Origin of the sequence: Ornithinimicrobium jinqii, from assembly GCF_045032595.1 — a bacterium.
GTDB lineage: Bacteria > Actinomycetota > Actinomycetes > Actinomycetales > Dermatophilaceae > Ornithinicoccus.
Map to the genome: position 1 here is coordinate 18,927 of NZ_JBJFZS010000021.1, position 23,946 is coordinate 42,872.

Sequence of the window (23,946 nt, forward strand, 5' to 3'; positions counted from 1 at the left end):
GACCGGGGCCGTCGTCCGTGTCCGCTAGACTGAGGGACACGTCATACACCAGTTCGGGGGAGGGCCCACGCCGTGATCGTCGCCCTCCTCGCACTGCACCTGGCCGCCGCGGTCGTCGCGCCGTCGCTGGTCCGGCGGCTGGGGTCGACGGCCTTCGTCCCGCTCGCGCTCGTCCCCGCCGGGACCGCGATCTGGGCGGCGACCCAGGTCGGCGGCGCGGGCGCCGCGCAGCCCCACGCCGAGCGCCACGTCTGGGTCCCGGACCTCGGGATGGACCTCGCCTTCCGGATGGACACCCTGTCCTGGCTCCTGACGCTGATCGTCTCCGGCGTCGGAGCGCTGGTCCTCCTCTACTGCGCCCACTACCTGCGCGAGGACGACGGGCAGGTCGGGCTGCTCGCGGGATCCCTCGTCGGCTTCGCGGGCGCCATGCTGGGTCTGGTCACCGCCGACGACCTGCTGCTGCTCTACGTCTTTTGGGAGATCACGACGATCCTCAGCTACCTCCTCATCGGCTACCTGTCGACGAGCCCTGCCAGCACCCGCGCCGCCAAGCAGGCACTGATCGTCACGACGGCCGGTGGACTGGCGATGCTCGTCGGGATCGTGCTGGTGGGGCACGCGGCCGGGACCTACCGCATCAGCGACGTCCTCGAGGCGCCGCCGATGTCGAGCGGCGCGGTCGTCGGCGTGGTCCTGCTGCTGTGCGGGGCGGTCTCCAAGTCCGCCCTCGTACCGTTCCACTTCTGGCTGCCCGGCGCGATGGTGGCGCCCACCCCCATCAGCGCCTACCTGCACGCCGCCGCGATGGTCAAGGCGGGCGTCTACCTCGTGGCCCGGCTCGCCCCGGCGTATGCCGACCTGCCGGCCTGGCAGGTCACCGTCCTCGTCCTGGGCGGGGGAACCATGCTGCTCGGCGGCTTCCGCGCCACCCGTCAGAACGACCTCAAGCTCCTGCTCGCCTACGGCACCGTCAGCCAGCTCGGGTTCCTCGTCGTGCTGCTCGGCTGGGGCAGCCCCGGAGCCACCCTCGCGGGACTGACGCTCGTGCTGGCGCACGCGCTCTTCAAATCGAGCCTCTTCCTCACCGTCGGCACCATCGACCACGCGACCGGCACCCGCGACATCCGCCGGCTCACCGGCGTGCGCGGCCAGATGCCGGTGCTGGCGGCCTCGGCTACCCTGGCCGCGATGTCGATGGCCGGGCTGCCGGTCCTCCTCGGCTTCGTCGGCAAGGAGGCGGCGCTGGGCGCGCTCCTCTGGCCGCCGGACGGCTGGTGGTCGCTCCAGGGCGCGACCGCCGCGGCCGTCGTGCTGGGGTCCGTCCTGACGATGGCCTACTCCCTGCGCTTCGTCTGGGGCGCCTTCACCGACGGGGCCCGTCCGCCCGTCGGCAAGCCGGTCCCGCCCCACTGGCACCCGCCCACGAGGTTGCTGGTGGGGGTGCCGGTCGTGCTGTCCACCGCCGGCCTGGTGCTCGGGCTGACCTCGACCACCCTCGAGGCCGCGCTCGCCCCGCATACCTCGGGGGTGGTGCACGTCGCCGACACCCACCCGGTGCACCTGGGCCTGTGGCACGGGCTCACCCTGCCGCTGGGTGTCTCGGTGCTCGTCTGGCTCGGCGGGCTGGCGTGGTGGGGGCTGCAGGCGCGGCGACCCGTGGAGGTGCCCGTGCCGCTGTGGCCGGTCGACCTCGGCCGGACCTACCACCAGGTCATGCGCGGCGTGGACCGAGTGGCCCTGGAGGTCACCGGCTTCATGCAGCGGGGCTCGCTGCCGGTGCTGCTGGGCACGATCCTCGCCGTCGTCGTGCTGCTCCCCGGGGCCGCCATCCTGCGCGGCGTCGAGTGGCCCGAGAGGGCGCGCGTCGCCGACTCGCCGGCGCAGGTCGCGACGGGGGCGCTCGTCGTCGTCGCGGCCCTGCTCGCCACGCGTGCCCGTCGTCGCCTCCGGGCCGTCTTCCTCGTCGGCGTCACCGGCTACGGCACCGCCTTCCTCTACCTGCTGCACGGCGCCCCGGACCTCGCCCTGACCCAGCTGCTCGTGGAGACGGTCACGCTCGTGGTCCTGGTGCTCGTGCTGCGCCGCCTCTCCGGGCGCTTCCCCGACGACCCGACCGTCCTGACCCGACGTCTGCGTGCCCTCCTCGGCACGGCCGTCGCCGTGGTGCTGGGCAGCGTCACGGTGATCGCCGCGGGCTCCCGCCTGCACGAGCCCGCCGGGGCCGGGCTGCCCGAGCGCGCGGTCGACTACGGCGGCGGGAAGAACATCGTCAACGTCATCATCGTCGACGTCCGCGCCTGGGACACGATGGGCGAGCTCTCGGTCGTGCTCGCGGCCGCGACGGGGGTCGCGAGCCTGGTCTTCCTCCGCGACGAGCAGGTGGAGCGGGTCGCGCAGCGGATGCGGCGGGCCCGGGACCAGCGGCAGCGGCGCGTCCGCGGACTGACGGCAGCGCCCGTCACCGCAGGGAGCCCGTGGATCGCCCGCACCGACCTCGTCGACCCCGAGCGCCGCTCGACCATCCTGGAGATCGTCACCCACCTCGTCTTCCACACCATCATGCTGTGGTCGGTCTACCTGCTCTTCGCCGGCCACAACCAGCCCGGTGGCGGGTTCGCGGCCGGGATCGTGGCCGGGCTCGCGCTCTGCCTGCGCTACCTGGCCGGCTACGGCGCCGAGCTGCGGGCCGCCCTGCCCGTGATGCCGGCCGCCCTGCTGGGCACCGGGCTCTTCATCGCCGCCGGCTCCGCGGTCCTGCCGATGATCTTCGGCTCGCCCGCCCTGCGCACCTGGATCGCCGACGTGCCCGTCCCGCTCCTCGGTGAGGTCCACGTCGTCACCTCGCTGCTCTTCGACGCCGGGGTCTACCTCGTCGTGCTCGGCCTCATGCTCGACATCCTGCGCAGCCTGGGCTCGGGCATCGACGAGCAGATCCGCGCCGAGAACGCCACGGCCGCCGCCGAGACCCGGCAGGTGGCGCCATGAGCCCGAACCTGACGCTGGTCCTGGTCGCCTCCACGCTGATCGGGACGGGCACCTACCTGTTCCTGTCCCGCTCGCTCGTGCGCGCGCTCATGGGCTTCCTGCTCATGGGCAACGGCATCAACCTGCTCTACATCGTGGCCTCCGGCCCGGCCGGTGCCCCGCCCATCGTCGGGGAGTCGACCGAGGACATGGCCGACCCCGTGCCCCAGGCGCTGGTCCTCACCGCGATCGTCATCACGCTGGCGATGACGGCCTTCGTGCTCGCCCTGGCCCACCGCGGTCGTCAGCTCTCCGGCGTCGACCTCGTCTCGGACGACACCGAGTCCGCGCGCATCCACGCGCGCGCCGAGGCCGACGACCTCGGGCGCGGGCCGACCCCGCGCGAGACCGCCGAGCAGATCGCCGCCGAGGGTGAGCGGACCGAGAGCCGGCACCACGGGTCACCCTCCGAGGCCCCTCCCGGGTCCGAGGGGAGGGCAGAGCCGTGACCACGACCTACTCCTGGATGGTCCCCCTCGTCGTCGTGCTGCCGCTGATCGGGGCCGGGCTGGCGCTCGCCGCCGCCCGCCGCACCGCGTGGCAGCGGGTCATCAGCATGACCGTCCTCGTCCTGATGCTGGCGCTGGCCAGCGCGCTGCTGTGGGCGGCCGACACCCAGGGGCCGCAGGTGATGTTCGTCGGGGGCTGGATGCCGTGGGAGGGCATCGTGCTGGTCGTGGACCGGCTGTCCGCGCTCATGGTCATGGTGTCGACGACGGTCACGATGGGCGTGCTCGGCTACTCGATCGGGCAGGGGCGCAGCTCCTTCGACGAGGAGAGCGACGGGCACGCACCGCTGCCGGTGTTCCACCCGACGATCCTCGTGCTCGCCGCGGGGGTCACCACCACCTTCGTGTCGGGCGACCTGTTCCACCTCTACGTCGGCTTCGAGATGCTGCTGGCCGCCAGCTTCGTGCTGCTCACCCTCGGCGGGACCCCCGAGCGCGTCCGGGCGGGCACCACCTACGTCCTGGTCAGCCTGCTGTCCTCGATGATCTTCCTGGCCGCGATCGCGATGGTCTACGCGGCCACCGGCACCGTCAACCTGGCCATCCTGGCCCAGCGGATGGGCGACATCGCGCCCGGCACCGTCGCGCTGCTGCACCTCATGCTGCTCATCGGCTTCGCCGTCAAGGCCGCCGTGTTCCCGATGTCGGGCTGGCTGCCGGACTCCTACCCCACGGCGCCCGCGCCGGTCACCGCGGTGTTCGCCGGCCTGCTCACCAAGGTCGGCGTCTACGCGGTGATCCGCACGCAGACCCTCCTCTTCCCGACGTCGCGCTTCGACGACCTCCTGCTGTGGGCCGCGCTGCTCACCATGCTCGTCGGCATCCTCGGCGCGGTGGTGCAGGACGACATCAAGCGGATGCTGTCGTTCACCCTGGTGAGCCACATCGGGTTCATGATCTTCGGCATCGCGCTGGGCAGCACGGTCGGGCTGGCGGCCGCCATCTTCTACGTCGTCCACCACATCCTGATCCAGACCACGCTCTTCCTCGTGACGGGTCTCGTGGAACGGGTCGGCGGCTCCAGCGACGTGGGCCGCCTCGGCGACCTCGCGCGGGTCTCGCCGGTGGTCGGCGTCCTGTTCTTCGTGCCGGCGATGAACCTGGCGGGGATCCCGCCGTTCACCGGCTTCCTCGGCAAGGTGGGTCTGATCCAGGCGGGCGTGGACCACGGGGGCTGGTTGGCGCTGACCCTGGTGGGTGCCTCGGTGGTCACCTCCCTGCTGACCCTGTATGCCGTCGCCCGGGTCTGGGGTCGCGCCTTCTGGGCGGAGAACCCGCAGGGGATGACGGGACAGGGTCCGGTGCGCGGTGGCCACCACCACGCGCTCGGCCTGGGTGTGCTGGTCCCGACGACCGCCATGGTCGCGGTCGGGGTCGCGCTGACCGTCGTGGCCGGGCCGCTCTACGACATCACCACGCGGACGGCGGTCGACCTGATGATGCGCCAGCCCTACCTCGACGCGGTCCTGGGAGCGGGGGTGAGCCTGTGACCACCTGGGCGCGCCGTCGCGGCATGGCGCCGCTGTCGGTCGCCTGGCTGACGCTCGTGTGGATGATCCTGTGGGGCAACCTGGGCCTGATGACGCTGGTCAGCGGGCTGGTCGTCGCGGTGGTGGTGCTCGTCGTCTTCCCGCTGCCCCGGGTGCGGGTGGCGCTGGTCGTGCGGCCGCTGGCGACCCTGCTGCTCGTGGGGAGGTTCCTCGCCGACGTGGTGGTCGCCTCGACGCAGGTGGCCTGGCTCACGGTGCGTCCGGGCATCCCGCCGGGCGGCATCGTCATGGACCTGGAGCTGGCCGGCGACGACGAGCTGCTGCAGACCATCACCGCCGAGATGGTCGGGCTGGTGCCCGGCACGGTCGTCATCGACCTCGACCCCGGCGACCGGCTGCTCACCCTGCACGCCCTCGACGTGACGAGCCGACGACAGGCTCAGGTCGTGCGGCAGCGGGTGCTGGCCCAGGAGGCCCGGGTGCTGCGCGCGTTCCACCCCGACCCCGCCTCGCTGCTGGACCCGCGCCGTCGGCGGGAGGCCGAGCGCCTCGCCGACGACGCCCACCCGCCGCCCGACCCGGAGGAGCACCGATGACCCTCACCACCGCCCTGGCCTGGCTGGTGGGTTCCCTGCTCACCGCCGCGGCGCTGCTGTCCCTGATCCGGGTGACCATCGGCCCCAGCGTCCTCGACCGTGTCGTGGCGATCGACGTGCTGGTCTCCGTCGTGGTCTGCGCCCTCGGCGCGCACGTCGCGCTGACCGACGGCTCGAGCACGCTCACGCTGCTCATATCGCTCTCGCTCGTCGGCTTCATGGGGTCGGTCGCCGTCGCGAGGTTCGTCGCCCGTGACCGGGACCCCGAGCCCGACGGCCACCCCGAGGGCGAGCGATGACCGTGCCGGAGGTGCTCGACCTGCTCGGGCTGGTGTTCCTGGTGCTGGGCTCAGCGCTGTGCCTGGCCGCCGGTATCGGGCTGCTCCGCTTTCGCGACCTGCTCACCCGGATGCACGCCGCCACCAAGCCCCAGGTCCTCGGGGTCCTGCTGGTGCTGCTCGGCGTGGGCCTGCGGACCCGGTCGGGCCTCGACGTCGGCGTCCTCGTGCTGGTCGCGGTGTTCCAGCTGCTCACCATCCCTGCGGGTGTCCACATGGTGGGACGGGCCGGCTTCCGCACCGGGCAGGTCGCGCCCGCGGACGTGCACCTCGGCCGGCGCACGCACCAGGAGCCGCCGCCCTCCTAGCCGGCGGCGGGTCTGGCCACAGGGCGTGGACGCGCGCACGGCATACCCGGTCCGTCTCTAGCGCCCCGCCCCGGTCACCATCCACGCGTCCCCCCGGGCGCGCCAGAGCAGCCCGGCGGCCCGCACGGCCATGTAGCCGGTGAACGCGACCCACAGCCACATCAGCCCCTCCACCCCGACGGCACCGCCCGCCCACACGGCCAGCACCATCGGCAGGTAGGCGAGGAGGAAGACGGTCTGCGCGACCGCCAGCCAGCGGGCGTCGCCGGCGCCGATGAGCACCCCGTCGAGCACGAAGGCGACCGCCGACACCGGCTGCCCCACCGCCACCACGAGGAGGGCTGCGGCCAGCGCCGCGCGCACCTGGTCGTCGGTGGTGAAGCCGAGCGGCACGACCCGGTGCAGGAGCGCGAGGACGACCGCCAGGACGACGCCGAACCAGACGCCCCAGCGCACCATCAGCGCGGTCATCGCGCGTGTGCCGGCCACGTCACCGGCACCGAGCGCCTTGCCGGTGAGCGCCTGCGCCGCGATGGCGAGGGCGTCGAGGGCGAACGCCAGCGAGCTCCAGACCGTCAGCGCGACCTGGTGGGCGGCGAGCTCGGGCTCCCCCAGCCCCGCCGCGACCCAGGTGGTGATGAGCAGCACGGCCCGCAGGGCGAGCGTGCGCACGAGCAGTGGCACCCCGTCCACCGCCGCCCGCAGCACGCCGGAGGCAGCGAAGCCCATCGGCGCCCCGAGGCGCCGCGCGCCGGAGACGACCACGCCCACGAGGACGACCGCCATCGCGGTCTGGGCGATCACGGTCCCCCACGCGGCGCCGGCGATGCCCATCCCGACGCCGTGGACGAGCCACAGCGAGAGGGCGGCGTTGGTGGAGAACCCCGCGACGGCGACGAGGAGCGGGGTGCGGGTGTCCTGCAGGCCCCGCAGCACCCCGGTGGCGGCGAGGACGAGGAGCATGGCCGGTATGCCGAGGGTCGAGACCCGCAGGTAGGTCACCGCCTCGGCGCTGGCCTGCGGCGGCGCGCCGAACACCTCGACGAGGGGGGCGGCCCACAGGGCCACGGCGGCGGCGGCCAGCACGCCGAGGAGCAGGGAGAGCCAGAGGCCGTCGACGCCGCTGCTGAGGGCGGCGCGCTGGTCGCCGGCACCGAGGCGGCGGGCGACGACGGCCGTGGTGCCGTAGGCGAGGAAGACGAAGATGTTGACCGCCGTCAGCAGGACGGCGCTGGCCACCCCGAGACCGGCCAGTGAGGAGGTGCCGAGGTGCCCGACGATGGCGGAGTCGGCCAGCAGGAAGAGCGGCTCGGCGACCAGGGCGAGGAAGGCGGGGACCGCGAGCCGCAGGACCTCGCGGCCGAGCCCCTGGTCGGGGGCCGGGGCGGTGTCGTCGGTCACGGATGGAGTCTGCCAAAGGGGTCCGACGGCGCGCGACGCGACGTGCGCCCGGGGGTCAGAGAAGTTCCCTCCACAGGGTGTGGACGACGTCGTCGCTGGTCAGAGGGTTGGTGTGGTCAGAGTTCTCGGACCGTCCCCAGGACTGTCCACACGCCGTCCGGCGTGTCTGGCCCGTCGTCCACCGTGGGTGCACAGCGGGTCCACATGTTGTCCACAGGCCCGGTTGGGGGGAGCGGGAAAAGGGCATACGGTGACGCGATGACCCCGCCAGGGCGGGTCTGTCAGTGGTCGATGGTGGCCTTGGGTGCACGGGTCGTCAACGGAGCAGGAGCTGGGGCACATGTCGCTGAGCGAGCTGGAGCAGGCGTACGGCGCGGGCAGCGGCGGGGGACCCGAGAACCGGCTGCCGCCGCAGGACGTCGCGGCCGAGCAGAGCGCGCTGGGGGCCATGCTCCTGTCGAAGGACGCGATCGGCGAGTGCTCGGAGATCGTCCGCCCACCAGACTTCTACCGGCCGGCCCACGAGAGCATCTACGAGGCGGTGCTCGACCTCTTCTCGCGGGGCGAGCCGGTCGACGCGATCACGGTCGCCGACGAGCTCACCAAGCGCGGTGACCTCGCCCGGGTGGGTGGCACGGCATACCTGCACCAGCTCATCGCCCAGGTGCCCACGGCCGCCAACGCGGCCTACTACGGCGAGATCGTCGCCGAGCGTGCCGTCCTGCGGCGGCTCGTGGAGGCAGGCACCCGCATCGTGCAGATCGGCTACGGCGGCGGGGACGTCGAGGAGATCGTCAACGCCGCCCAGGCCGAGGTGTTCGCGGTCGCGGACCATCGTGGCGGCGACGACTACCACCCGCTGTCGGACCTGCTGCAGCCCACGGCCGACGAGATCGAGCTCAACGCGTCGTCCTCCGGCGACATGTCCGGGGTCCCGACGGGGTTCACCGAGCTGGACGAGATCACCAACGGGCTGCACCCGGGGCAGATGATCATCGTCGCGGCGAGGCCAGCCGTGGGAAAATCGACTTTTGCTTTGGATGTGGCGAGGGCAGCGGCCATCAAGCACAACCTGCCGACCGTCGTCTTCAGCCTGGAGATGAGCCGCACGGAGATCACGATGCGTCTGCTGTCGGCGGAGTCGGAGATCCCGTTGCAGAACATGCGCAAGGGCAACATGCGCGACCGTGACTGGACGCGGCTGGCCGAGACCCAGGGACGCATCCAGAACGCGCCGCTGTTCATCGACGACTCGCCCAACATGTCGCTGATGGAGATCCGCGCCAAGTGCCGTCGCCTCAAGCAGCGTCACAACCTCAAGCTCGTCGTCGTCGACTACCTGCAGCTCATGAGCTCGGGCAAGCGTGTCGAGTCGCGCCAGCAGGAGGTCGCGGAGTTCAGCCGTGCCCTCAAGCTGCTCGCCAAGGAGCTGGAGGTGCCGCTCATCGCGCTGTCGCAGCTGAACCGCGGGTCCGAGCAGCGGACCGACAAGAAGCCGCAGATGAGCGACCTGCGCGAGTCCGGGTGCCTCACGGCTGACACGCGGGTGCTGCGCGCGGACACCGGTGCCGAGGTGACCCTGGGTGAGCTCGACGCCTCCGGGGAGCGGGACGTGCCGGTCTGGTCGCTCGACGAGTCGCTGCGCTACGTTCGCCGGCACCTCACCCACGTCTTCTCGACCGGGACCAAGCCGGTCTTCCGGCTGACGCTGACCTCCGGCAAGGTGGTCAGCGCGACGGAGAACCACCCCTTCCTGACCTACGACGGGTGGCGGCAGCTGGGCGACCTGCGCACAGGTGACCGGGTCGCCGTTGCCCGGCACGTGCCCGCCCCGGAGGTGCACGAGCCCTGGGACGACGACGGACGTGTGCGAGCCGTCGGACGGGCCCTCGCGTCAGGGGAGGTCGTCGACCTCCCGGTCGGCGCCTGGAACATGTCCAAGCGACAGATCGCCCTCCTCGTCGGCTCCGCGTGGGAGCGGTCGGGGAGGGTGGAGTGCGGCGAGGCGTCCGGGTGCGTGACGATCGGGATGGACGGTCCCCCGCGAGCGCTGGACCAGCTCTCCCGCCAGCTGCTGCGCTTCGGCATCAGCACCCAGCGCGCGGTCAGCGGCGGTGTGGGCACCCTGGCGGTCGGTGACCGGGACGACCAACGACGCTTCCTGCAGGAGATCGCCCCTCACGTGGACCTCGGGCCCGATGTGAGCGCCGCGCTGGCGGCGGTGACGTCTCGCGCGGCAGAGGAGACGCCCCGGCGCGTGCTCGAGGACCCGGCACCTCTGTGGCAGGAGGTCGGACGCGTTCTGGGTGAGCAGGCCGCCGGAGGAGCGCTCGCGTCGGTGGTCGACGTGCTCGACCAGGAGGACCTGGACCTGGCCGCCGTCAACGACGTGCTGTTCGAGGCGGTCGAGTCGGTCGAGCTGGTCGGCGTCGAGCGGGTCTTCGACGCGACCGTCCTGGGGACGCACAACTTCATCGCCGACGGCATCGCGGTGCACAACTCCATCGAGCAGGACGCGGACGTCGTGATCCTGCTCCACCGGGAGTCGATGTACGAGAGGGAGTCCCCTCGGGAGGGGGAGGCGGACGTGATCATCGCCAAGCACCGCAACGGCCCGACAGACACGGTCGTCGTGGCCTTCCAGGGCCACTACAGCCGGTTCACGAACATGGCGAGCAACTTCTGACCCAGCCTGCGCGGACCGCCCACGGGCACGCCGGCCCTCGGTGAGCCGGACCAGTGTCGGGGGGATACTGGTCACATGTCGGAGGAATCGCCACGCCACCTGCTGTGGGGGGTGCGCGTGTGGACGGCGGTCGGTGTCGCCATCCTGCTGGTCGGGCTGGTGTACGTCTCCAGCCAGGTGAGTCTCATCCTGACGCCGTTCGTGCTCGCGCTCTTCCCTGCGGCGCTGCTGGACCCGCTGGCCGGGCGGCTGCGCGCGACCCGTCTCCCGAACGCCGTCGTCGCCCTGCTCATCCTGCTCCTGCTGCTGGGGGGGCTGGCTGGAGCGGGAGCGTTCATCACGGTGGCGTTGATCGACCAGCTGCCCGCGATCGTCGACTCGGTGGTCGACGGGCTGGACGAGCTGGAGCGGAACGTCGACTGGGCGGTCCTCCCCGGCGACGTCGACAGCCTCTCCGACCTGGTGGCGCAGGCGGGTACCGCGCTGGCCAGCGGCGAGGCGATGACCACGGGGATGCTCGCGGCCGAAGCGGTCGGGGGCTTCGTGACCGGGCTGGTCCTGATGCTCGTCGTGCTCTTCTTCTTCTTCAAGGACGGCCGACGCATCTGGGCTGCCTTCCTCGACTTCGTCCCGTCGCGTCACCAGGCCCGTGTGGACGCGATCGCGGCACAGTCGTTCTGGACGATCGGCGCCTTCTTCCGGGCGCAGCTGCTCGTGGCGCTGGTCGACGCCGTCTTCATCGGTCTGGGGCTGTGGGCGCTGGGGGTCCCGCTGGTCCTGCCGCTGTCCGTGCTGGTCTTCCTCGGCGGACTGATCCCGATCGTGGGGGGGCTTGTCTCAGGGTCGGTCGCGGTCGCCGTCGCCCTCGCCGACCGCGGACCGTTCATCGCCCTCCTCGTGCTGGGCCTGGTGCTGCTCGTCCAGCAGCTGGAGGGCAATGTCCTCGAGCCGTACATCCAGGGCCAGATCATCTCGCTGCACCCGCTCGTGATCATCCTGGCCGTCGCCGCCGGCGCGATCCTCATGGGCATCCTCGGCGCCTTCCTCGCCGTCCCCGTCGCCGCGGTCATCACGCGCCTGATCGAGAACCTCCGTGGACGACCCCCAGCGGCCGGCCCGCTCTCCCCCAGGCGGCTGGCGTCGCGCCAGAAGCGCGCGGAGGCGAAGACCCGCCGTCAGGCAGCCGTGGCAGCGGGGGCGCAACCCATCCCTGCAGGCCCGACTCGCGGAGCGGGCGACGCGCCGGTCGCGGGTGAGGCAGGGACGGAGCGACCCTCCTGAGCCAGCTCTCGCCGTCCGGGCTTGGGGGTAGGTACCGCGGAGCTGAGGGAGCCTCAGCAGCCTGAACTCATTCCAGGTCGAGGCGCAGCCGCAGTCCACGGTCGACCTCGACGGCGACCTGGCTGACCTCGACGAAACCGGCGGCGCGGTAGAAACCGAGCGCGTGCGGGTTGCCCCAGACAGACAGCTGCTGATGACCCCCCTGGCGGGCGGTCTCGACGGCATCGAGGACCAACGCACGGGCGATGCCCCGGCGGCGCCACGGCGGGTCCACGAAGAGGTCCTCGAGCTCGAGCCCACCGGACGTCCCAGCGGCCACCGTGGCGAAACCCAGGAGCCGATCGCCACCGCTCCCGGTGGTGGCCGCTCGGGTCCGCCCCTCGGCGATGCCGTCGCCGGCGAACACCAAGAACTCAGGGTGAGCCCGCAGAAGGGGCACATCCCCCGCGTTGGACAGCGCGGCGGCCCGGAACACCCGCTGCAGCGCGGGCAGGTCGGCCGCGACGGCCGTGCGGATCAGCGGGCGTGTCGCGTCCGCGCGGTCACTCACCCGTTCAGTCCAGCATCGGCGACAACCCTCGTCAACCAGACGACCAACGACCGGACGCGCGCAACGCCAGAGTCCACACGTGTCGTCGTCAGACATCGTGGACGAACGCTGCACCGACGCGTACTGCGTCGTCGCCCCGGCGCGCCTGTCGCATCGCTCGACAGGACCTGACCCGAGCGTCCGGCAGTCGCCCGACGCACCCCGATCGAGGGAGGACCGTTCCGCGGAACAGCGGCGGGAATTCACCTCTGGCCCGCGAGGGCGCATACTGGCAGTAATGCCATCCTTGCCCGCACGGCGGCGGTCCCTCGCCAGCAGTCCTTTCCGGCCCGAGCCTGAGCCGGTCATCGAGCAGTTCGCCACCGGCGACCTGGTCACCCACGACGTCTACGGCATGGGCCGGGTCATCGGCGTGGAGGCCCACGCGGTCACCGTCGACTTCGGCACCCAGAAGGTCCGCGTCACCAGTCCCTTCACCAAGATGGCGGCCCTGTAGTCCGTGCCTCCTGGGCCGTCGCGGACGCCTCCGGTCGGCTCGCCGGGTCCGTCTCGATCCACAAGATCGACCCGGACCAGGGCGATGCGGAAATGGGCTACTGGGTCGGACCGTGGGCCCGTCGCCGAGGCCTCGCGTCTCTCGCTGTCGTCAGTGCCTCACGCTTCGCGTTCTCACACCTCGGTCTGCACCGGCTGTACCTGTACCACGCGGTCGAGAACCCCGGCTCCTGCGCGGTCGCCAGGGCAGCGGGCTTCCTGCACGAGGGGACGCTCCGCCAGTCGTACAGGTATCCCGACGGTGTCCACCACGACGAGCACCTGCACGGCCTCCTGGCCGTCGACCTCGAGGCAGCAGCAGGCGGAGCCGGAGCCGGAGCCGGCCGATCCTGAGCCGACCGGTCAGGCGGCGTGCGCGCCCATGACCACGGGCCGCCCGGCAGCGACCCACGCGGAGGTACCACCGTCGACGGACACGGCCTCGTAGCCCAGGGCGACCAGCAGGTCGGCCATCGAGCGGCTGCGGTTGCCGGACTGGCAGATCACGTGCACGGTGCGGTCCTTCGGGACCGGGCCGAGCGACGAGGTGATCCGGCTCATCGGTGCCAGCACGGCGCCGGGCACGTGCCCGCCGACGTACTCCGCGGGCTCGCGGACGTCGAGGACGAAGGCGCCGTCGGCGTGGCGGGCGAGGAAGGAGGGCATGGTGATGGTCTGCGTCATGGCTCCAATATACCCGGGGGGGTATGAGGTCACCAAGTCCGCGGGCCCGCACCGTGACCACCGACGAGACGCCAGAGGGCGTGAGGCGGAGGCGTCGGGAGGTTCATCCCACCGGGGGGCGGAGCCAGACCAGGGCCTCGCGGTCCGCCTGCAGCTCGAGCCGGCGCCAGAGCACGCTGCCGGGCACGGCCTGGCTGACGTGGCACGCGATCGCCCGGTGCTGGGCCGTGCGGTCCACCTGGATGTCGAAGCACCCCGGCCCCGACCGGCCGGCGAACGGCACTCCGGTCTCGGTGCGCAGGGCGTCAGCGACCTCCGGGCTGAGCGTCCAGGCCAGCACGGGGACGTCGAGCTCCTCGCCGGCGCGCACCGCGGCCTCGGTCGCGGCGACGTGGTCGGGGTGACCGGAGATCCCGGTGACGTCGAAGACCAGCAGTCCCTCGACATACCCCGCCCTGGCCGTCACGACGACGTCGTCGGTCAGCGACCGCGGGTCCACCACCGCCAGCCCGCCGTCGGCGTAGTCGCGCAGCAGCGTCGACCGGGCCCCGATCTCGGTGGCGGCGGATCGCAGCTCGACGGCGCGCCGGCCCCCCAGGTCCTCGGCCGCACCCAGCGTCGAGGCCTCGCCCTGCGTCAGGCAGAGGACGTCCACCTCGGCGCCGGCGCGGGCGAAGGCGTCGATGATCGCGCCCAGCCCGAACGACTCGTCGTCGGGGTGGGCGACGACCACCAGGACGCGTGTCCACGCGGGCAGCGTGGTGGTCGGTGTCAGCAGCATGGTTCCATCATACCCGTGGGGGTATGCCGTCCAGAGGGTATGGTGTGGCCGTGCCCCTGTTCCCTGCCGTCCTGTCCCGTCGACCCGCCAGGGGGGTGAGCTGATGCTGCGCGACGACCTCGTGACCCTGCGCGGGTGGGGTGCTCGACGCTGGTGGGCGGCGGCCGCCGGTGCTGCCTCGACCGTGCTGTTCATCGGGCTGCCCACGGTGCTCATCCCCAACCCCGTCTTCGGGCGCGAGATCGACACGACCTGGTGGGCGTGGCCGGTCCTCCTCGTCACGGCCGTGCTCGGCGGGCTCGTGATGGCCACCTACGTGCGCCAACGGGGAAGGGTGGCCGAGGACGAGACCGGCTCACGGCGGGGCCTGGCCGGCGGTCTGCTGGCGTTCTTCGCGGTGGGCTGCCCCGTCTGCAACAAGCTGGTCCTGCTGCTCCTGGGCTACGCCGGCGCCCTGCAGTGGTTCGCGCCGGTCCAGCCGCTCCTCGCGGTGCTGGCTGTGGGCGCCCTGCTCTGGGCGCTGCACGCGCGGCTCGCCGGGGAGCGCGCCTGCCCGGTGCGTCCCCAGGCCCGGGAGACCATCGAGGTCGGCTCACCCGGAGCGTGACGGTCCTGCCCACCGCCCGGGCCGGTCACCTGCCTGCCTGACCCCCCGACCTCAGGCCTCGGGTCGGTCGCGGAGAAGACGCTCGCGCACGCGGCGACGCAGCACCTTCCCGAGCTGGCTGCGGGGAAGCTCCTCGAGCACGTGGACGGCCCGGGGGAGGGCGTAGCGGGACACCTTGCCGTGCAACCACGCCCGCACGGCGTCGAGGTCGACCGCGGCGCCCGGCTCGAGGACCAGCGCGGCGACGGCATGCTCCCCCAGCGACGTGTCCGGCATCCCGACGACGGCAACGTCGAGGACGCCCGGCATGCCCCGGACGGCGTCTTCCACCTGCGAGGGGTAGACGTTGAAGCCGCCGGAGATGATGAGCTCCTTGCGGCGGTCGGCCAGCGCCACGAAGCCGTCCTCCGGGTCGCGACGCACGAGGTCGCCGGTGCGCAACCAGCCCCCGGGGAGCAGCACCTCAGCCGTCTCCTCCGGGGCGTCGAGGTAGCCCGAGAACACCTGCGGCCCGTGCACGAGCAGCTCCCCGACCTCGCCGTCCGCCACGTCCGGGGCCTCGGCGTCGGTCGCCAGCGCCTCGGGGTCGACGATCCGGATCGCCGTGCCGGGGAAGGGCAGCCCGAGGGTGCTGGGCCGTCGCCCGGGACCGAAGGGGTTGCCCAGCGTGATCGGCGAGCACTCCGTCATGCCGTAGCCCTCGATGACCAACCCGTCGGTCGCGGCCTCCCACCGGCGCGCCACCTCCGGGTCGAGCGCCATCGCACCGGAGATCGCGTAGCGCAGCGGGTGCAGCAGGTGCGGGTCCTTCGCGCTCGCCACCGCCTCGAGCCGGTCGAACATCGGCGGCACGCCGGCGAGGAAGGTCAGCGGCCGCCGGCGCATCGCGGCCAGCACCATGTCGACGTCGAAGGTCGGCAGGACGACCTGGGTGGCGCCCATCGCCACGGCGAAGGTGAGGCAGAGCGTCATACCGAAGGCGTGGAAGAAGGGCAGGAGGGCGCCGAAGGTCTCCTCGCCCTCCCGCAGGCCGGGCACCCACTGCCGACCCTGCGCGACGTTGGCCATGAGGTTGGCGTGGGTGAGCGGGACGAGCTTGGGGGTGCCTGTCGTCCCCCCGGTGGGCAGCAGCACGGCGACGTCGTCGGGCCCGGGCCCCGGGGTGTGCGGTGCCTCAGCCCCCGAGGTCGGTGACGCCGCAGCGAGACTCCGCTCCCACGAGCCGACGCCGTCCGGGACGGGGCTGCGCAGCTTGTCGCGCTGGGCGCGGGCCGCGCGCAGCGGCAGGCGCAGCAGCGTCCGCGTGCGCCACGGCAGCGCGGCCGTGAGGTCGACGGCCAGGACCGTCCGGCCCTCCGTGCGCCCACCGGGCGCCACCGTCTCCACGGACTTCTCCCAGGCCACCACCACCCGCGCCCCGTGCAGGTCCAGCTGGGCACGGACCTCCTCGGGGGCAGCGAGCGGGTTGTGCTCGGCGACCGTCGCGCCGAGGGAGGTGATCGCGTAGAACGCCACGACGTGCTGAGGGCAGTTGGGCAGGATCACCCCGACGCGGTCACCGTGCCGGACGCCGGCGTCGTGGAGGGCGGCGGCCGCGGTGGCGACCTCGTCGGCGAGCTCGCCGTAGGTGGTGGTCGCCCCGAGGAAGTCGACCGCGACCCGGTCGGGCCAGCGGCGTGCGGCCTCGGTCAGCAGGGCGGTGGTCGTCGTCGACGGATCGACGGTGAGCGGGGTCTGGACGCGCGGTTCCACGGTCCTAACCTACGGTGTCGTAGGTGACATCTGCGCAGTCGCCCGGGCACTTCGTCTTCCGCCACACCTGGGACCTCTCCAGGTCCCAGGACGCGGTGCTGGACCTGCTCGCCGACCTGGGGTCCTATCCCCGCTGGTGGCCGCAGGTGCGGCGGGTGACGCAGCTCGACGCGTCGCGCGCCGCCGTCACGATCCGCAGCGTCCTGCCCGTCCCCCTCCGGCTGGTGCTCACCCGCGAGGTCGAGGACCGTGCGGGCGGTGAGCTCCGGGTCCGGCTGACCGGTGACCTCGACGGGTATGCCGAGTGGCGCGTCGTCGGTCGCGGCACCGGGTGCCGCCTCGACTACGAGCAGGTCGTCGACCTCAGGCACCCGCTCCTGCGGCGCGTGACCGTGCTCCCGCCCGCACGCGCCCTGCTGCGCGCCAACCACTCGGTGATGATGCGTTCGGTCGGCGACGGGCTGGGTCGGGCGACCGGTCCGTAGGAGGCGGGCGCGGCTCGAGGGCGAGGTCCGGCCGCTGCTGGAGCGAGGTCGGCGGCCCCACCCCTCGACGACGCGCTTGGAGCAGGCACCCGCACGCTGTCCTTGATGAAGCAACACTTACTGATACCAGCAATAAAACATGACTTGTCCTTATGGTTCTGTCCTGTCAATGTTGGTGACAGATCACCCCGTGATCGACGTCGTCCCACCCGACATCCTCAAGGAGTTCCCCGTGTTCGAGCTGGTCCTGCTCATCGCCCTGTCCCTGCTCTCCCTGCTCCTCCTCGGCCGCGCCGCCGGCACCCGTGAGCTCTCGCCCGCCGGCCTCGGCCGCAGCGTCGCCCGCGGCACCCGGGTGCTGACGGGCACCGGCTCCTCGATGCGCCCGGTGGAGCACCTGCGCGGCTGACCTCCGCCGTCGGCCCCGTCGGGGCGCCGCGTTACCGTCGGGCATGACCACCCGGCCCCCCGAGCACTACGACGTCCTCGTCGTCGGCAGCGGCTTCGGCGGCAGCGTCACGGCGCTGCGGCTGACCGAGAAGGGGTACCGCGTCGGGGTGCTGGAGGCCGGTCGCCGGTTCGCCGACGAGGACTTCGCCGCCACCTCCTGGGACCTGCGCCGCTTCCTGTGGGCGCCTCGCCTGGGGCTCAAGGGGATCCAGCGCATCCACCTGCTGCCCGACGTCATGGTGCTGGCCGGGGCAGGTGTCGGCGGGGGCTCGCTCAACTACGCGAACACCCTCTACCGGCCTCGCTCGGACGCCTTCTACGACGACCGGCAGTGGGCGCACATCACCGACTGGCGGGCTGAGCTGGCGCCCCACTACGACACCGCCAGCCGGATGCTGGGCGTGGTCACGAACCCGACCACGACGTCCGCCGACGAGCTCTACCGCGACGTCGCCGAGGAGATGGGGGTCGGGCACACCTTCCGCCTCGCCCCGGTCGGCGTCTTCTTCGGCCGCGACGGTCGGCAGGAACCCGGCGTCGAGGTGGACGACCCCTACTTCGGCGGCGCCGGACCCCGACGGACCGGCTGCACCCAGTGCGGCGAGTGCATGGTCGGCTGCCGCTACGGCGCCAAGAACACCCTGGTCAAGAACTACCTCTGGCTCGCCGAACGCGCGGGCGCCGTCGTGCTGCCGGAGACGACCGTCGGTCGCATCAGGGCCCGGGACGGGGACGGCCCCGGGTATGCGGTGGAGACCGTCCGGTCGGGTGCGTGGCGCACCAATGGCGCAGGTGCACGGCGTACGTTCACCGCCGACCAGGTCGTCCTGGCGGCGGGCACCTGGGGGACCCAGCACCTGCTGCACCGCCTCCGGCGCGACGGCGACCTCCCGCACCTGTCCGAGCGGCTCGGGTGGCTCACCCGCACCAACTCCGAGGCGCTCGTCGGTGCGTCCGTGCCGCCGGGGTGGCGACGCGACCGCTCCGTCGACTTCACCCGCGGGGTGGCGATCACCAGCTCCTTCCACCCGGACGAGGACACGCACGTCGAGCCGGTGCGCTACGGCCGGGGGCAGAACGCGATGGGGCTGCTCACGACCCTGATGACGGACGGCGGCGGCCGGGTGCCACGGCCGCTGCGGTGGGTCGGCGCGCTGGTCCGCTCCCCGGTCCGGGCGGCGTGGACCTACGCGGGGATCGGCTCGTGGTCGGAGCGGACCACGATCGCGCTCGTGATGCAGTCGCTCGACAACTCGGTGACGGTGCGCGCCGGCCGGGGGCTGCTGGGACGCTACCGGCTGACGTCCGCACAGGGCCACGGGCAGCCCAACCCGACCTGGATCCCGGTCGCCAACGACGCGGTGCGCCGGATGGCCAGGCGGATCGGAGGTCACCCCGGCAGCAACGTCGGCGAGGTCTTCGGACGGCCGCTGACCGCCCACTTCCTGGGCGGGTGCGTCATCGGCGACTCGGCGCGGACGGGTGTCGTCGACCCCTACCACCGTGTCTTCGGGCACCCCGGCCTGCACGTCGTCGACGGCTCCACCGTCTCGGCGAACCTCGGCGTCAACCCCTCGTTGACCATCACCGCGCAGGCGGAGCGGGCGATGTCGATGTGGCCTGTCAAGGGGGAGCCGGACGTCCGGCCCGCGCTGGGTGAGCCCTACGAGCGGGTGGAGCACGCCTGACTCCTCGCTGGAGGAGCGGCCCAGGCTGCACCCTCGCGGTGCCAGGACGCAATGGGTAGTTTTGCCCATCCCCAGGGATCGGTCCTGCGCGTAGCGTCGAGAGGGACCGACCATGTCGAACTCGAGGGGTTGCCGTGTCAGAGACCGAGCCCAGACGCCCGGACGACGACGAGGCGGGCCTCCGGGCGAGGCGGGTCCGCGTGACCGAGCCCTTCGTGCCCACCCTCGACGTGGTGCACCTCGGCCTCGAGCAGCTCGAGCAGCTGAGCCAGGAGGACCGGTCCCGGGTCGTGGACGGCATGGTGGCCGACGTCACCCACTTCTACCTCGGCCTCGAGGGACTCGGGCACACCCTGGACGTGGCGCGGGACCTCGTCCCGGTGGTGCGGGCACTGCCGACCGAGGTGCGGGGCCAGGTCGTTCAGCCCGACGGGCAGCCGGTCGACCGCCTCTCGGTGGAGCCGACCCATCCGGGTGGACGGGTCCTCGGCAGGGGGGTTGTCACCGGCACCGACGGTGTGTTCGCCCTGCCTCTGCGCGGCATCTCCGACGACGACCGCGCAGCCCTGCTGGACAAGGGCCTGGGCCTGCGGATCAAGGGGGCCGACGGGACGAGCCACGTCGTGCGCGAGCTGCCGGCCCCCGGCGGCGCGGCACTGGGGGTCATCACGCTGGAGCAAGAGCTCGCGCCCCTGCCCCGCAGCGTGGTGGGAGCGCTGGTGGACCTCGTCGACGGACTCGGCGGCCTGGACTCTGGCGCACCGGGCGACGGGGGGGAGACCCCGCCGGTGAAGGTCACCCTGGGGCAGGACGCGTGCAGTGTGGTCTTCGAGGAGGACACCGCCGTCCGCAGGTTCCCGTACAAGGTTCTCGTCCGGCTGGTGGAGCCCCGGACCACCACGATCAGCCGGGTCGCGTGGCCGGGGCGGGACCGTCTCTTTCCCCTCATCCTGTGGAACCCGGCCTGGGGGCCCGGGCTGAACCTGGAGCGGGTGAGCTACGTCGACCGGGTGCCGATCGACAAGCCGATCGGCGTGGACCGCTTCCGGGACGGGATCATCGGCCTGCAGGGCAGCACGATCACCGCCGACCGGCCGGTGCCCGTGGCCGGCACGCTCGGTCTGGGATACGTCCTCAACCTCGCCCAGGTGTGGAAGTACAAGGGTCTGACGCTGGGCAACCTGATCTACTCCCTGCCGCTCGCCCCGGGGGAGCAGCAGCGGATCGCGGTCTCGGAGCGGGTCAGCACAGCCTCCGTGCGGGACGCCGAGGTCCTCGACGTCTTCGAGCAGCAGCAGGCCTCCGTCCGCGAGGACGCCTCCGCGAGCTCGGTGTTCACCTCGGCCTTCGAGGAGCACGTCACGGCGAGCTCGAAGTACAGCAACTCGGCTCGCTCCTCGAGCTGGGGGGTCGCCGGCGGCATCGGCGCCGTGCTGGGACCGGTCGTCGTCGGCATCGGTGCCGGTGGGGGCAGCGGGAAGAGCTCCAACAACGGCAGCACCTCCAGCGCTCTCGACGGTGTGCGGACGACCACCAACACGGCGGCAGAGGACCTGCACCGCCAGGTCGAGTCGGAGGCATCAGGGCGGCGACGTGCCACCCGCTCCAGCATCCGGCTGGCGAGGGAGACCGAGACGCAGTCCGTGACGACGAAGGTCATCACCAACCACAACAAGGCCCACGCCCTGACCATCCAGTACTGGGAGGTGCTACGGAAGTTCGCGGCAAGCACCGAGGTGGAGGGCACCACGCTCGTCTGTTTCGTCCCGCTCGACATCGTGCGCTTCCTACCCCCCGGCCAGCCGCTCGAGATCACCGACACCACGGTCGTCGACGACCGCGACGAGCTCATGGACCGGTGGTCCCTGCTGCACCGGCACGCTGACGCGATCCAGTCGTGGATGCCCGGCCGGCACCGGGAGGGCATGCGCCTGCTCACCGACTTCTTCGCCAACCCCCGGCAGGAGGTCGCGATCGACGGTGCCGCGTCGGACGCGCTCAGCTTTTCGGTCCGCGGGACGTTCGTGCCCTACGAGACCGTCTGGATCACCGTGCTGCTGCGCGGTGGCCGTCGACTGCGGCGGCTGGCGCTGTCGCACTCGCAGACCGAGCTGGACCCCAAGACCCTGAGCTCGGAGTCCGAGGTGGTGGCCGCGCTGCAGGCGGTGCGCAGCAGCACCACGCTGACCGAGCGGGCCGCCACCCTGCGCCTGCCCGAGCCGGTCGACCGGGGTGACGTGGTGGGCTTCGAGATCGAGCGTTCTTTCCGGACCCTGACCTACCAGGTCGACATGAGCAGCAACCCGACCTACCAGCTGCTGGAAAAGCTGAAGGACAGCCCGTGGCTGAGGAGCGTGCTGGACGCCGACGACCTCCGGTCCAGCGTGACACTCTCGCCCTCAGAGCTGGAGCGGCACCTCGGCGGGCCGACCCTGTCCGGGTTCTCGGTTCTCCTCAACGGCGCCGGTGAGTCGATCGCCGCCGAGGCCATCGATCGCCCCACGGTGCTCCTGCCCGGGCCGCTGCTGGTCGCGGCGCTGGAGCAGAACAGCCCGCTGCGCTACCGCGACCTCCTCAAGGTCGAGCGAACCCTGCAGCACGTGGTCTCGAACACAATGACCTACTCCAAGGCGGTCTGGTCCTCGCTCACCGCGGAGGAGCGGGTGGTGATGCTCGAGGGCTACACGATCGGCCTGCCTGACACCGGCCTGGACGTCGAGGGGCTGGCCGACGCCAGCCAGCACGTCCCGCTGCTCAACTGCGTCGCCAACCAGGTCCTCGGCTACTACGGCAACTCCATGATCATGCCCTTCTCGATCCCGGCCGCGCTCGCCGTGGCGCTCGCGGGCGGCGCTTCCGACGACGACGAGGACGCGACCCGTCCGCTGACCACCGGAGCCGTTCAGGACGCGTTGACGGCCTTCCACCGCTCAGCCTTCGCGCCGCCGGTCTCGCACTTCACGCTCCCGACCAAGGGGGTGCTGGGCGAGGCCGTCCTGGGCAACTGCCCGTCCGCCGAGAAGATCGACCTCACCCGGTTCTGGAACTGGCAGGACTCGCCGGGCGACGAGGCGACCGCGATCGAGGGCGTCACCCTGCGGGACTCACCGATCGCCCAGCTGGTGGCTCCGTCGACCCTGGCCCAGGTGCCCTCCGTCGTCGGTCTCACCCCCGGCCAGGGCGGGACCCTGACCCCCGGGACCCTCGCGGCGGCGCTGGCTGCCGAGGCGAGCAAGCAGGCGTCGTTCTCCACCGACTTCCTCGGGCACGACGTGCTCAAGGCCCTCGGCGAGAAGACGATCGCCACGGCCGAGTCGGCTCGTTCGGACGCCCTGGGAAAGGCGACGCAGCTCGCCAGCCAGGCGATGACCGCCGCGGTGGACGTGCACAAGGCGGCAACCGTGGCCAAGCAGGAGAAGGAGGCCAAGGACAAGGCCGCGGCGAAGGAGGCGGAGGACAAGGCCGCTGCTGCGACGAAGGCCAAGACAGCCGCGGTCGACTCCGCGGTGAAGAACCTCAAGGACAACGCCAAGGCCTACCTGTCGGCCGCCAACGCCAAGCCGGACCTCGCCGAGGCCAAGGCGATGGCCGCCGCCGTGGTCAAGGAGCTGACCACCGAGCCGATCCCCACCACCAAGGCGATCACCCTGTTCGACGCGTTCACCCAGGAGGAGAACGGCTCGCCGACCCAGGGCAGCACCGCGTGGCTCACCACCCTCGGCCTGGTCGCGGGATGACCGGGCCCGGCAGGAGGAGACGATGACCGAGACCACCCCCACCCCGAGCGTGGACGACGGCCTGTCGGAGATCGTCGAGGTGCTGACCGAGCTGATGCGCACCGCGACCCGGCCCGAGGTCCTGGAGGCACAGCGCGTGCTGCTGCAGCGCCTGGCCCACCAGGGTGACGTCTTCCCCTCTCGAGTGCCCCCGCCGGGCAACATCACCGAGGTGGGTGGGTACCTCAACCTGCTGGCCTCCATGGGTCTGGCCGAGACGCGGGCGAACGCTGTGGCCAGTGCTCTCGGCATCGCCGGGCCGCCCCCGCGGGCCGGTCTGTCCACCCCTGGCGCCGGGTTCGTCGAGATCGTCAACGACCGCCCGGCAGGTCCCGCGCAGTTCTCGATCCCCCCGACGATCCGCGTCCGCGCCGATCTCGTCACGCCGCTGCTCACCGCGCTCACCCTGCTGCACGCCAGCGGCTGCGCACTGCCGCTGCGATCGGTCGTCCCCGGGCTGCCGGCGGCCGTGCCCTCCGCCCCACCGGTCCTTGACCAGACGCAGCTGCTCGCCGTGCTGGGGCGGACCCTCGAGGTCTTTCCCGGGACCGTCCTGGTCGACCCCGCCACGGACCCGCTGGCGGTGGCCCGGCCGGATCAGCCACCGGGGGAGGAGCTGCGGCTGGTGGCCCGCGAGCTCGACGGCGGCGCGCTGGTGCCCGAGGCCAGCTGGGTCAGCGTGCGCGCGGACGAGACAACCGTGACCGAGGACGTCCCGGCCGCAGCTCGCCACCTCGAGGTCGGCCCGCTGCTGGCTGCGCAGGGGTGGTACCACCCGGAGCCGCTCGTCGCGCCCACCAGTCTTCGTGAACCCGGGACGCTCGTGCGCCTCATCAACCGTACCGGTCTCGTCGCCGGCGAGACGACGCTGGGGACCGAGCTCGCAGGGCTCTACACCGCGGCCGAGATCGGGAGCAGCGCCCTCGCCGCCCACGTCCAGGCGGTCTGGGACGGCGAGGCCTTCGCCCAGACCCTCTGACCCCTCTGCGACAGTCGTGAGGCA

Annotated in this window: 20 protein-coding genes and 1 pseudogene; 16 read left to right on the plus strand and 5 right to left on the minus strand. The window is 72.3% G+C overall.

Annotated features, from left to right (window positions below):
• Nucleotides 1-72 precede the first annotated feature (72 nt).
• Genes ACI3ET_RS09875 through mnhG form a run of 6 tightly spaced genes read left to right on the plus strand, consistent with a single transcriptional unit; the run spans nt 73 to nt 6,268 of the window.
• On the plus strand, nt 73-2,988 hold the full coding sequence (locus ACI3ET_RS09875; RefSeq protein ID WP_405032866.1) for a Na+/H+ antiporter subunit A: 2,916 nt from the start codon (nt 73-75) through the stop codon (nt 2,986-2,988).
• Nucleotides 2,985-3,476 carry a Na(+)/H(+) antiporter subunit C gene (locus ACI3ET_RS09880; protein WP_405032867.1) on the plus strand — a complete coding sequence of 164 codons (492 nt, stop codon included), beginning with the start codon at nt 2,985-2,987 and terminating at the stop codon, nt 3,474-3,476. The genes ACI3ET_RS09875 and ACI3ET_RS09880 overlap by 4 nt, the downstream gene beginning before the upstream one ends.
• Before the next feature lie 17 nt (nt 3,477-3,493).
• Complete coding sequence (locus ACI3ET_RS09885) at nt 3,494-5,026, plus strand: Na+/H+ antiporter subunit D (protein WP_405033027.1); 1,533 nt, start codon at nt 3,494-3,496, stop codon at nt 5,024-5,026.
• The gene (locus ACI3ET_RS09890) at nt 5,023-5,622 is read left to right on the plus strand and encodes a Na+/H+ antiporter subunit E (protein WP_405032868.1); all 600 of its coding nucleotides are present in this window, start codon (nt 5,023-5,025) and stop codon (nt 5,620-5,622) included. Before ACI3ET_RS09885 ends, ACI3ET_RS09890 begins: the two co-directional genes overlap by 4 nt.
• Complete coding sequence (locus ACI3ET_RS09895) at nt 5,619-5,921, plus strand: monovalent cation/H+ antiporter complex subunit F (protein ID WP_405032869.1); 303 nt, start codon at nt 5,619-5,621, stop codon at nt 5,919-5,921. Before ACI3ET_RS09890 ends, ACI3ET_RS09895 begins: the two co-directional genes overlap by 4 nt.
• Nucleotides 5,918-6,268, plus strand: a complete 351-nt coding sequence (mnhG, locus tag ACI3ET_RS09900; protein WP_405032870.1) for a monovalent cation/H(+) antiporter subunit G — start codon at nt 5,918-5,920, stop codon at nt 6,266-6,268. The genes ACI3ET_RS09895 and mnhG overlap by 4 nt, the downstream gene beginning before the upstream one ends.
• A 57-nt stretch (nt 6,269-6,325) precedes the next feature.
• Here the strand turns inward: mnhG and ACI3ET_RS09905 are convergent, their stop codons facing one another.
• Nucleotides 6,326-7,669 carry an MATE family efflux transporter gene (locus ACI3ET_RS09905; protein ID WP_405032871.1) on the minus strand — a complete coding sequence of 448 codons (1,344 nt, stop codon included), beginning with the start codon at nt 7,667-7,669 and terminating at the stop codon, nt 6,326-6,328.
• Nucleotides 7,670-8,009: 340 nt separating this feature from the next.
• Here ACI3ET_RS09905 and dnaB point away from each other — a divergent pair, with 340 nt between their 5' ends.
• Both dnaB and ACI3ET_RS09915 read left to right on the plus strand, forming a co-directional pair.
• On the plus strand, nt 8,010-10,355 hold the full coding sequence (gene dnaB / locus ACI3ET_RS09910) for a replicative DNA helicase (protein WP_405033028.1): 2,346 nt from the start codon (nt 8,010-8,012) through the stop codon (nt 10,353-10,355).
• A 75-nt stretch (nt 10,356-10,430) separates the two neighbouring features.
• Entirely contained in the window at nt 10,431-11,636 is a 1,206-nt protein-coding gene (locus ACI3ET_RS09915) for an AI-2E family transporter (protein WP_405032872.1), read from the plus strand.
• A gap of 67 nt (nt 11,637-11,703) precedes the next feature.
• Here ACI3ET_RS09915 and ACI3ET_RS09920 read toward each other — a convergent pair whose 3' ends face one another.
• Nucleotides 11,704-12,186 carry a GNAT family N-acetyltransferase gene (locus ACI3ET_RS09920; RefSeq protein ID WP_405032873.1) on the minus strand — a complete coding sequence of 161 codons (483 nt, stop codon included), beginning with the start codon at nt 12,184-12,186 and terminating at the stop codon, nt 11,704-11,706.
• Nucleotides 12,187-12,463: 277 nt separating this feature from the next.
• Here ACI3ET_RS09920 and ACI3ET_RS09925 point away from each other — a divergent pair, with 277 nt between their 5' ends.
• The gene (locus ACI3ET_RS09925) at nt 12,464-12,682 is read left to right on the plus strand and encodes a hypothetical protein (protein ID WP_405032874.1); all 219 of its coding nucleotides are present in this window, start codon (nt 12,464-12,466) and stop codon (nt 12,680-12,682) included.
• Between the two features lie 17 nt (nt 12,683-12,699).
• Nucleotides 12,700-13,074, plus strand: a pseudogene (locus tag ACI3ET_RS09930) (GNAT family N-acetyltransferase); the annotation flags it as partial.
• A gap of 9 nt (nt 13,075-13,083) precedes the next feature.
• On the opposite strand, the gene ACI3ET_RS09935 reads toward ACI3ET_RS09930, so the two are convergent.
• Both ACI3ET_RS09935 and ACI3ET_RS09940 read right to left on the minus strand, forming a co-directional pair.
• Nucleotides 13,084-13,404 carry a rhodanese-like domain-containing protein gene (locus ACI3ET_RS09935; protein WP_405032875.1) on the minus strand — a complete coding sequence of 107 codons (321 nt, stop codon included), beginning with the start codon at nt 13,402-13,404 and terminating at the stop codon, nt 13,084-13,086.
• A 103-nt stretch (nt 13,405-13,507) separates the two neighbouring features.
• Entirely contained in the window at nt 13,508-14,185 is a 678-nt protein-coding gene (locus tag ACI3ET_RS09940) for a PIG-L deacetylase family protein (RefSeq protein ID WP_405032876.1), read from the minus strand.
• Between the two features lie 103 nt (nt 14,186-14,288).
• On the opposite strand from ACI3ET_RS09940, the gene ACI3ET_RS09945 reads away from it, so the two are divergent.
• The gene (locus tag ACI3ET_RS09945; RefSeq protein ID WP_405032877.1) at nt 14,289-14,792 is read left to right on the plus strand and encodes a hypothetical protein; all 504 of its coding nucleotides are present in this window, start codon (nt 14,289-14,291) and stop codon (nt 14,790-14,792) included.
• Between the two features lie 51 nt (nt 14,793-14,843).
• On the opposite strand, the gene ACI3ET_RS09950 is transcribed toward ACI3ET_RS09945, so the two are convergent.
• The gene (locus ACI3ET_RS09950; protein ID WP_405032878.1) at nt 14,844-16,544 is read right to left on the minus strand and encodes an AMP-binding protein; all 1,701 of its coding nucleotides are present in this window, start codon (nt 16,542-16,544) and stop codon (nt 14,844-14,846) included.
• A gap of 23 nt (nt 16,545-16,567) precedes the next feature.
• Between ACI3ET_RS09950 and ACI3ET_RS09955 the strand changes: the two genes are divergently transcribed.
• From ACI3ET_RS09955 to ACI3ET_RS09975, 5 genes are all read left to right on the plus strand, one after another.
• Nucleotides 16,568-17,029: an SRPBCC family protein gene (locus ACI3ET_RS09955; protein WP_405032879.1), complete on the plus strand. Its 462-nt coding sequence runs from the start codon at nt 16,568-16,570 to the stop codon at nt 17,027-17,029.
• Nucleotides 17,030-17,219: 190 nt separating this feature from the next.
• Nucleotides 17,220-17,438 carry a hypothetical protein gene (locus tag ACI3ET_RS09960; protein WP_405032880.1) on the plus strand — a complete coding sequence of 73 codons (219 nt, stop codon included), beginning with the start codon at nt 17,220-17,222 and terminating at the stop codon, nt 17,436-17,438.
• A gap of 43 nt (nt 17,439-17,481) precedes the next feature.
• Nucleotides 17,482-19,167, plus strand: a complete 1,686-nt coding sequence (locus tag ACI3ET_RS09965) for an FAD-dependent oxidoreductase (RefSeq protein ID WP_405032881.1) — start codon at nt 17,482-17,484, stop codon at nt 19,165-19,167.
• A 134-nt stretch (nt 19,168-19,301) separates the two neighbouring features.
• Nucleotides 19,302-22,904, plus strand: coding sequence for a hypothetical protein (locus ACI3ET_RS09970; RefSeq protein WP_405032882.1), 3,603 nt, complete (start codon nt 19,302-19,304; stop codon nt 22,902-22,904).
• Between the two features lie 22 nt (nt 22,905-22,926).
• Nucleotides 22,927-23,922 (plus strand): hypothetical protein, encoded by a 996-nt coding sequence (locus ACI3ET_RS09975; protein ID WP_405032883.1) that lies wholly within the window; start codon nt 22,927-22,929, stop codon nt 23,920-23,922.
• The last annotated feature ends 24 nt before the right edge of the window (nt 23,923-23,946 follow it).